We start from the raw sequence: 1791 nt of genomic DNA on the forward strand, positions 1-1791 counted from the left end.
GTGGTCGCGTCGGGCCCGCCTGCCGAGGTCGCGCGCGCCGGCGCGAGCGTGACCGCGCCGTACCTCCAGGCCGTCGTCGAGCAGGGGTGATCCAGCGGACACGTCCTGGCCGCCCTGATGGATACGGTGGAGCCATGACCATCCGTGTGCTCCTTGTCGATGACGACCCGCTGGTCCGTGCCGGACTGCGGCTGATGCTGGACGGGCTGTCCGACATCAGCGTGGTCGGGGAGGCGGCCGACGGGGACCTGGTGCTGCCCCTTGTCGACGAGCACCGTCCGGACATCGTGCTGATGGACGTCCGGATGCCCGCCATGGACGGGCTCGCCGCGACCGAACTGCTGCGGGCCCGCGAGGATCCCCCGGAGGTCGTCGTCCTGACCACCTTCCACGCGGACGCGCAGGTGCTGCGCGCGCTGCGCGCGGGTGCCGCGGGCTTCCTGCTGAAGGACACGCCGCCGGCCGACATCCTCGGCGCCGTGCGGAAGGTGGCCGCGGGTGAACCGGTACTCTCGCCCGCCGTGACCCGCCAGCTCATCCAGCATGTACGTCCGGGGGGCGAGGACAGCCGGCGCCATCGCGCCCGCACCGCGCTCGACGCGCTGGGCGAGCGGGAACGCGAGGTGGCTGTCGCGGTCGGCCGGGGACTGTCCAACGCGGAGATCGCGAAGACGCTGTACATGAGCGTGCCCACGGTCAAGACGCACGTGTCCCGCATCCTCACCAAGCTGAACCTGAACAACCGCGTGCAGATCGCGCTCCTGGCTCACGACGCCGGGCTGCTGGAGGGTGCGGACGGCCGGGAATCCTGAGCGCCCGGCGGTGTTGACACTGGTGTGACTGCTGCATCGACCAACCCGGCGGACCTGATGGCCCCGATGGACCAGGCGGCCCAGGCGGCCCAGGCGGCCCAGGCGGCCCAGGCGGACCGGGCGCTGCCCGCGCGCCTCTCCATCCTCGACCGCTCCCTCGTCCGGGCGGGCGAGCACCCCCGGGCCGCGCTGCGCGAGACCGTGCGGTTCGCGCGTCAGGCGGAGGAGCTGGGGTACCACCGCTTCTGGGTGTCCGAGCACCACGGCGTCCCCGGCATCGCGGGCTCGGCGCCGACCGTGCTGGCCGCCGCCGTCGCCTCCGCCACCTCACGCATCCGGGTGGGCACCGGCGGGGTGATGCTGCCGAACCACCAGCCGCTGGTGGTCGCCGAGCAGTTCGGGGTGCTGGAGTCGCTCTTCCCCGGCCGGATCGACATGGGGCTGGGGCGCTCGGTCGGATTCACGGACGGCATACGCAAGGCGCTGCGAGTGGGCAAGGACGCCGCCGGGGAGTTCGCTGAGCAGCTCACCGAACTCCTCGGCTACTTCGACGGCTCGCGTGCCGTGCACGCCCGGCCCGCGGAGGGACTGCGGGTGCCCGCCTTCGTGCTCGCGGTGGGGTCGGGGGCGCGGATCGCGGCGGAGCACGGGCTGCCCCTGGTGATCGGTGCGGCGCGGGACGAAGGGCGGATGCTGGAGGCCGTCGAGGGCTACCGCACCGCGTTCAGCCCCGGTCCGTACGCCGCCGCGCCGTATGTGGTGGTCGCCGTGAACGCCGCCGTGGCGGACACCGAGCAGGAGGCCGCCCGGCTGCAGATACCGGAGGCGTGGTCGACCGCCGTCGCGCGCACCAAGGGCGATTTCGCCCCGCTGCTGCCCGCGGCGGAGATACTGGCGCGCTCCATGACGGAGCGGGAGCGCACCGCCTACGAGGCCGCACGGGAGTCCCAGCTGCACGGCACGGAGGAGGGGGTGGCGG

At 73.6% G+C, this 1791-nt stretch carries 2 protein-coding genes; both read left to right on the forward strand.

The genetic code is table 11. From position 1 onward, the window contains the following. Nucleotides 1–134: 134 nt before the first annotated feature. Entirely contained in the window at nt 135–812 is a 678-nt protein-coding gene (locus G5C65_RS36695) for a response regulator (protein ID WP_165303364.1), read from the forward strand. A 66-nt stretch (nt 813–878) separates the two neighbouring features. Further along, nucleotides 879–1791 (forward strand): MsnO8 family LLM class oxidoreductase (locus tag G5C65_RS36700; protein ID WP_165303365.1); only part of this gene is annotated, 913 nt, incomplete at its 3' end.

Origin of the sequence: Streptomyces boncukensis, from assembly GCF_011045075.1 — a bacterium.
Lineage (GTDB): Bacteria > Actinomycetota > Actinomycetes > Streptomycetales > Streptomycetaceae > Streptomyces > Streptomyces boncukensis.